General features: G+C 74.7%; 6 protein-coding genes. All 6 read right to left on the bottom strand.

What is annotated here, in order from left to right; all coding sequences use genetic code 11:
• Positions 1-45: 45 nt before the first annotated feature.
• Positions 46-357 (bottom strand): hypothetical protein, encoded by a 312-nt coding sequence (locus ACRYR2_RS16230; RefSeq protein WP_432563926.1) that lies wholly within the window; start codon positions 355-357, stop codon positions 46-48.
• Between the two features lie 112 nt (positions 358-469).
• A complete protein-coding gene (locus ACRYR2_RS16225) occupies positions 470-1561 on the bottom strand; it encodes a cell wall-binding repeat-containing protein (protein ID WP_432563925.1) in 1092 nt (363 codons plus the stop codon).
• 117 nt (positions 1562-1678) lie between these two features.
• On the bottom strand, positions 1679-3082 hold the full coding sequence (locus ACRYR2_RS16220) for a hypothetical protein (RefSeq protein ID WP_432563924.1): 1404 nt from the start codon (positions 3080-3082) through the stop codon (positions 1679-1681).
• Between the two features lie 92 nt (positions 3083-3174).
• A complete protein-coding gene (locus tag ACRYR2_RS16215; RefSeq protein ID WP_432563923.1) occupies positions 3175-4218 on the bottom strand; it encodes a TolB family protein in 1044 nt (347 codons plus the stop codon).
• 334 nt (positions 4219-4552) lie between these two features.
• Positions 4553-5524, bottom strand: a complete 972-nt coding sequence (locus ACRYR2_RS16210) for a BadF/BadG/BcrA/BcrD ATPase family protein (protein ID WP_432563922.1) — start codon at positions 5522-5524, stop codon at positions 4553-4555.
• A complete protein-coding gene (locus ACRYR2_RS16205; RefSeq protein ID WP_432563921.1) occupies positions 5521-6585 on the bottom strand; it encodes an SIS domain-containing protein in 1065 nt (354 codons plus the stop codon). The genes ACRYR2_RS16210 and ACRYR2_RS16205 overlap by 4 nt, the downstream gene beginning before the upstream one ends.
• Positions 6586-6590 lie beyond the last annotated feature (5 nt).

Genomic DNA, 6590 nt, shown 5'->3' with positions numbered 1-6590 from the left:
GGCGGGACGGGCGCGGCCCGTCCCGCCCTGGCGGGTGGGTAGGACCTACGAGGCCCCGCTGGCTGCCTCGGCCGTGGCGTCGTCCTCGAGGAGCTCGACCGCGGCGTGCGCCCGGTTGAAGAAGTCGACGGACACGACGACCGCCACCTCGGCGCCCTGCCGGGTGACGACGAGTGGTTGCCGCACGATGCTGTCGACGACGTCGGTGAGGTCGACGTCCGCCAGGTCGGCGTGGGGGTAGATGGCCGCGGCGGGGTCTTCACGTGCGTCGCGGCGGAACTCCGCGGCTCGCTCCCGGGCCGTGTCGGCCTCCACCTCCGGGCGGTCCTGCTGTTCAGTCTGGGAGTCCAGATCCATGGGGACACGTTAGTCGGGGTCCCCGTGTCCGCGCTGTCCAGGGACCCGTGACCTGCGCACACGGGCGCACCGCGGCCCGGTCAGCGGGCGCGGGCCACCGGTCGCGACGCCCTCACCCGTCGGTCGCCGTCGCCGCCGGGGCGGTGGTGCCGGCCGCCGCCGCGGCCTGCGCCACCACGGACTGGCTCACCGCGCCCGGGCCGCCGAAGACGAGGCCCTGCGCGCTGAGGCGGGCCGCGTTCGCCGCCAGGTGGGCCGCCGTGACCTGCCCCAGGTCGTCGCGGCTGGCCGTCAGCAGCAGCGGCGCCTGCGCCCGGCCCAGGACCGGGCCGGAGGTCAGCGCGTCGGCGAGGTCGGTGCCGGTGGCTCCTCCCGAGCCCAGGGCCAGGCCGAAGCCGTCGCCGGGGAAGCCAGCCCGCTCCACGGCGAACCGGGCGATGGCCGTCGCGGTCGCGTACCGGTCGGTGCCCTCCAGGCGCTCCTCGGCGCCGAACCGGTCGGCGACGGCCTGGCTGAGGACGCCCGGGCCTCCCACGACGACGCGCCGGGCGTCCGGGAAGTCCTCCAGCGCCGCCAGGGCCTGCGGGGACGCCGCGCGCGGGTCGGTGAGCAGCACCGGCCACTGCCGGGCGGCGGCGATGGGCGCCACGGCCGCCGCGTCGACCGGCCCGGCGGCGATGAACACCACCTCGCGCTCGGCGTCGTTGAGGAACGCGGCCAGCAGCGCCGCGGTGTCGTAGCGGTCGGTGCCGGCGACACGGGTGACGGCGAACTCCGGTTCCAGGACCTCGGACACCGCCGGTGAGATGGCCGCCTCCCCACCGGCCAGCACGACCTGGCCGGCCCCCAGCCGCCGGATCTCCGCGAGCACCGCGGCGTCGAGCGCGTCCGGGGGTGTGAGCAGCACCGGGGAGCCGACGACGCCGGCGACCGCGGCGGCGGCCAGGGCGTCGACCGTCGAGGTTCCGCTGGCCAGCACGACGGCGTCGAGCGAGTCGTCGGCGAACGCGGACCGGGACGCGGTGATCGCGGTGGCGTAGCGGTCGGCGCCGGCCAGGCGCTCGAGGGTCAGCGTGGGCGCCGCCTGGGCCTGCGCGGCGACGACCGCCGAGGCGGCCGCCAGGCCGAGGGCCGCGAGGGCGAGGGCCGTGAGGGCGGCGGCTGCGCGACGGCGGCGCCTCGGGGCGAGAGGTGTTCCGGGCATCGCAGACCTCCCTCGTCGGCCGGGGCGGGCCCGCGTCCGAGCCCGGACGATCGATGGTGGCCGTGTGTCGACGCCCTGTCGTGGGATCGCGTGTCGCCGCGACGCGAGCTGCGCCGGTCAGCGCCCCAGGGCGGTGCGCAGCAGGTTCCAGCGCACCGAGTTCCCGGCCTCCCCCACGTGCACCTCGTCGATCATCATCCGGGGGTTGCCCCGCACCGCGGCCGCCCACGGCAGGATCCGCAGGTTCGGCCAGCGGCGGGTGGCCTGCTGCAGACGGTCGTTGCGGTGGGAGAAGTAGTAGGCGGTGGCGCGGTCGCCGCCGTGGTAGCCCAGGTCGTACCAGTAGACGGGTTTGCCGGCGGCCAGCTGCATGAAGTAGTCGATCTTCTGGTCGAAGTACCCGTTGTCGACCGGGACGTGCCCGCTGGGCAGCGGAGCGACGTCACCCTGCGGCCAGGAACGGACGTCGTACCCCGCGCGGTCGCGCAACGCGTCGTTGGTGCCCAGGCCGACGACCAGCACGTCGCTGGACCGCACCGCGGCCCGCAGGTCGACGCCGGGCATCGGCAGCAGCATGTTCGGCCACGACGACCGGAACCCCGGGTTCTCGACGTAGGCCTGCATCTCGTCCGACGTCGCCCCGGGCCACCCGAAGCAGGCGACGCCCTGCACGCCGGAGTTCGCACCGACCCGTTGCGCCGTCTCGCCGCACGCCCCGAACGTCAGGGAATCACCGAGGACCGTGACCTTCGGCGCGCGCGACCCGGTGACGGTGACGTTCGTCGCGCCGGTCGCGGCGTTCCAGGTGATGGTGCCGAACTGGAAGTCGCTGCGCCGTCCGCCGGGGACGTCGTACTCGTCGGTGACGGGGTAGCCGAGGTCGCCCCACTCGTAGCCGCGCTGCGCGTAGGCGGCGAAGATCGCACCGAGGACGGCGTGGGCCCCGGTGGCCGGCGACCAGTAGAGCGCACCACGCTCGAACGGTTGCACCGCACCGTCGCGCAGGGCGACCTCGTCGCGCAGCGGGTACCCCAGGGCGGAGTTCTCCCATCCGCTCGACGCCCAGTGCCGGTGGAACGCGCCGCGGACGACGACACCCCCGGTCGCCGGAGTCCAGTACAGCGACCCGTTCTGGAAGTGCTGGCCGTACCCGCCGCGCATGAGCGGCCCGAACTCGTCGGTGGTCGGGAACCCGAGGACCGAGTTCTCCCACCCGCGGCCGGCGTAGGCGGCCTGGATGCCGCCGACGAGGACGTGCGCACCGGTCGCCCGGCTCCAGTAGATGGACCCGCCCTGGAAGAACTCCGCGCGCCCGTCCCGGGCCACGGGCAGTTCGTCCGTGACGCAGGAACCGAGCCGCGAGGTCACCGCGCCGATCGAGGTGTACTTGCCGGCGATCGCCCCCTTCGGCGCGCAACCGCCCGGTGCTGCCTGGGCGAGACCTGGTGCGAGGACGGTGCCCTGCACGGTGACCGCCAGGGTGGCGGCGGCCAGCGCGATGCGCCGCAGAAGGGAAGGCATGCCCTGGTGATCGGCTCGACGGATGAGCCGATCCAGCAGGGGTTGGTCCGATCAGGTGATCCCCCAACGGGGGTCAGCGGGTGGTCCGCGACTCAGGGAACGGGACTGCCCCAGCTGGGCATCGTGTCGCCGACGGGCCGCGCCGCGGGATCGGTGGGGTTGTTCGCGGTGAGGTTCGTCCCGGGGTTCCCGTCGGCGCCGACGGTGCAGACCTCCCCGTCGTCCTGTCCCTGCGGGGTCAGGCTCCACCAGTAGGTGAGCTGCGTGCCGTCCGGGGACCACGACGGGTACCGCTCGTAGGTCGATCCGTCCGAGGCGGTCAGGTCGCGCGCGGGGTTGTCGGCGCTCTCGGGTTCGGCTCCCATGGCGTACACGTCCACGTCGTCGGGTGCGGTCCGGTTGGCGTGGAAGGCGATCCGCTCGCCGTCCGGGGAGAAGGCGGGTCCGGCCTCGCGCGCCATCGTGGTCGCCGTCAGAGCGACCGGCTCCGAGCCGTCGACCCGGCGGCGGAACAGGTCGCTGGAGGATCGATCCCAGCGCTCGTAGACGCCGTGCTCACCGTCCGGGGACACCGCGGGCTCGACCTCGTTCGCCTCCCCCTCCTCGCCGGCGGCCGGGTCTTCCTGCGTCAGGTTGCGAGGCGGTTCGAGTTTCGTCAGGTCCACCGAGAAGAGGTCGGCGTCCCCGCCGACGGGATCGGTGGCCGAGTAGACGATCGACGCGCCGTCCGGCGTCCAGGCGAACCGTCCCCGGTCCGGCGCCGGGTAGCTGACGACGCCGCGCGGGTCCGGGCACGACCAGTCGGTGCCGGAGCGGGTCAACCGGCACACGTCGATGCTCACCCGCACCCGGTCCAGGAAGGCCAGCCACTGCCCGTCGGGCGAGAGGACCGGGAACGTCTCCTGGACGTCGTTGTCGGTCACCCGGTCCGTCGTGCCGGTGGCGGGGTCGTACAGGTACACCTCGTCGTCGGCGTCGTTGGGCAGGGGCAGGCTGTCCCGGTCGCTGACGAAGACGATCGCGCCGCCCCCTCCCGGATCCGCCTGTTCTGCGGACGCGGCCGGGGCGGACAGCGCGCTCACGGGGTGGGCGAGGGTCAGCGTGAGCAGCATCGTCGCTGGTCGGCGCAGTTCCATGGCGTCAACCTTTCCCCGCGGTCGCGGGGGGTCAATGCCTGGTTGCGGGGGGTTGCGGGCGTGGCAGGTACCTGCCACACCGGCTCGACCTCGACCTCGACCTCGACGTGGCACTGGCGTGCCGTTCGGCGTGGCGAGCCCTTGCCGGGCCGGTACCCGCGCTCCTTCGCGGGAACGCGGGACCGGAACCGAAGCGCGGGCCACCGGGAGGAGCGTGCGACGCACCGCGCCTCTGCAGCTCTCGACGCCCGGCCTCCGTGACCGACAGTGGGAACCCGGCGGCGAGGGCCCGCCGGGCGCGTTCCCGGAAGAGGCGACCACCCCGTTCCAGGCGTCAGCTCGCCAGGAGCTCCCCCGGCCGCACGATCGCGGGTACCGACGCCGCACCGCCAGCCACCCGGCCGGCGAGCACGAGCGCACCGGTCACGGGTTCGACGTCCAGCCGACGCACGTGCGCCGTCGGATGCAGGGACCGCACGGCGGCTGCGATCCGATCGACGTAACCGGCCTGGTTCCGGACGACGCCCCCGGCGACGACCACGTCGCGGACGTCGACTCCTCGTCGGGCGAGCCGGTCGACGAGGTCGGCCAGCGCGGCTGCCGCCGAGTTCAGCACCCGCACCGCGTCCTGCGATCCCGCAGCCGCCGCGGAGAAGACGAGCGGGGCGTGGCGAGCCCAGGTTCCCCGGGCGCCGGCCGTCCCGGCCGGGACGAGCAGGTCCGGTGGGGAGCTGACGCCGTAGGCCTCGAGGAAGGCCTCGCCGAGTGGATCCAGCGGCAGACCGAGGTCGTGCCTCAAGAGGATCGCCCGCACCGCGTCCAGCACGAGTGCCGGCGCGCTGCCCTGGTCCCCCAGCAGCCAGCCCCACCCTCCGGCGGTGATCGTCGGACGGTCCGGTGTGTGCCCCGAGGCGATGGACCCGGTCCCGACGATGAGTCCCACGCCCGTGTCCACCCCGGCGGCGGGCAGGACGAGTTCGGCGTCGTTGACGACCGTGCACTCCCGTCCAGCCGCCGCCGAGACCGCGCGCTGCAGCGCGGCGACCTGTTCAGGGCTGTCCGCCCCGTGCGCCCCGACCGCGACGCCCGATGCGCTGCTCCACCCCGGGAGCACGCCGTCGAGCAGGTCGGTCAGCCAGCGGGCCGCCGCGGCGTAGGGCTGGGCTGCCCACCCCTCGCTGGGGCGGACGACGTCCAGGACCGGTTCCCGGCCGATGGACGCCGCAACGTGCACCTTGGTTCCGCCGACGTCCACTCCGACGAGGAACCTCTCGCCGTCCCCGCCGTGGGCGCGACCGGCGATCACCGGGACCCGCTCGGTACGGCCGTGTCCACCTTCGTGTCGGCGCTGGAGAAGACGAACTCGTCGGGGTCGTGACCCGCGCGGTCGGCCAGTTCCAGCGACAGCCGCTGCATCACCACGGTCGCGACCACCGCCCGCTGCGCCTCCGGCAGCGCCGGCAGCTCGATCACGAGGACACCGGGAACCGTTCCCGCGCCGACGGAGCTGTCGGCGAGCAGGACGACAGGGGCACCGAACCCCGCCAGCTGCTGCGCCAGTTCCGCCGAGCGGGGCCCACCGACCAGGAGGTGGCCGGTGACGCGCTCCGCCCCCGTCGGGTGGGCCGACTCGGTCGGTCCGTGCAGGTAGTTCCGCAGCTCGAACGCGGTCGCCGGGATGCGCGACACCTCGCGCAGCAGGAGAGCGCCGGACTCCGCCGCGGCCACGCCGGCCTGCTCCCCGGCGACGTCGAGGCAGACCGCTGCGCCGATCAGGTCCGCGGCCTGTTCCACCGTCGGCCCGAGCGCGGAGTCGAACTCCGCCAGCACGCTCCCCAGTCGCGCCCACTGGTCGGCCTGCGCCGCGACAGGGGCGTCCCAGGCGTCGGCGAGCAGGCCGAGTGCGGCGAGGGTGCCGGTGAAACCGATCGTGGACGCCTTGCTGTCGCGCTGGGCACCGAGGTCCACCGCCACCTGGCTGACCTGGGTGACCGGTGAGGAGGGCACGTTGACGACGGCGGCGGTCAGCACGTCACCCCGGCCGTGGAGCGCGGCTTGCACGGCGACCGTCTCGGCGCTGCGCCCGGACTGCGAGACGGCGACGACGGCGTCCCCGAGCGCCGGCCCGCCTGCGGGCAGGTCACCCACGCCGACGCGGTGCGCCGGAACTCCTCGGGTCCGCAGGGTGTGCACCGGCGCCGCCGCCGCCGCCAGGCTGGCGCCGATGCCGGTGAACACCGGTCGGCTGGCTCGCAGCAGTTCCGCGGCCGCAGGCAGTTGTCCGGTCACCCGGGCGACCACGGCGTCGAGGGACGCCGCCTGGTCGGCCATGGCGTCGCGGTAGGGGATGAACAGGTCGTCGGACACAGGTG

This window comes from Kineococcus deserti (genome assembly GCF_050871945.1).
Lineage (GTDB): Bacteria > Actinomycetota > Actinomycetes > Actinomycetales > Kineococcaceae > Kineococcus.
Note: the sequence above shows the minus strand (reverse complement) of the source record. Positions and strands in the feature narration are given on the sequence as shown.

Bases quoted from the DNA above. Each gene is read 5' to 3' on its own strand.
- ACRYR2_RS16230 (WP_432563926.1), bottom strand. From the start codon at position 357: ATGGATCTGGACTCCCAGACTGAACAGCAGGACCGCCCGGAGGTGGAG.
- ACRYR2_RS16215 (WP_432563923.1), bottom strand. From the start codon at position 4,218: ATGGAACTGCGCCGACCAGCGACGATGCTGCTCACGCTGACCCTCGCC.
- ACRYR2_RS16220 (WP_432563924.1), bottom strand. From the start codon at position 3,082: ATGCCTTCCCTTCTGCGGCGCATCGCGCTGGCCGCCGCCACCCTGGCG.
- ACRYR2_RS16225 (WP_432563925.1), bottom strand. From the start codon at position 1,561: ATGCCCGGAACACCTCTCGCCCCGAGGCGCCGCCGTCGCGCAGCCGCC.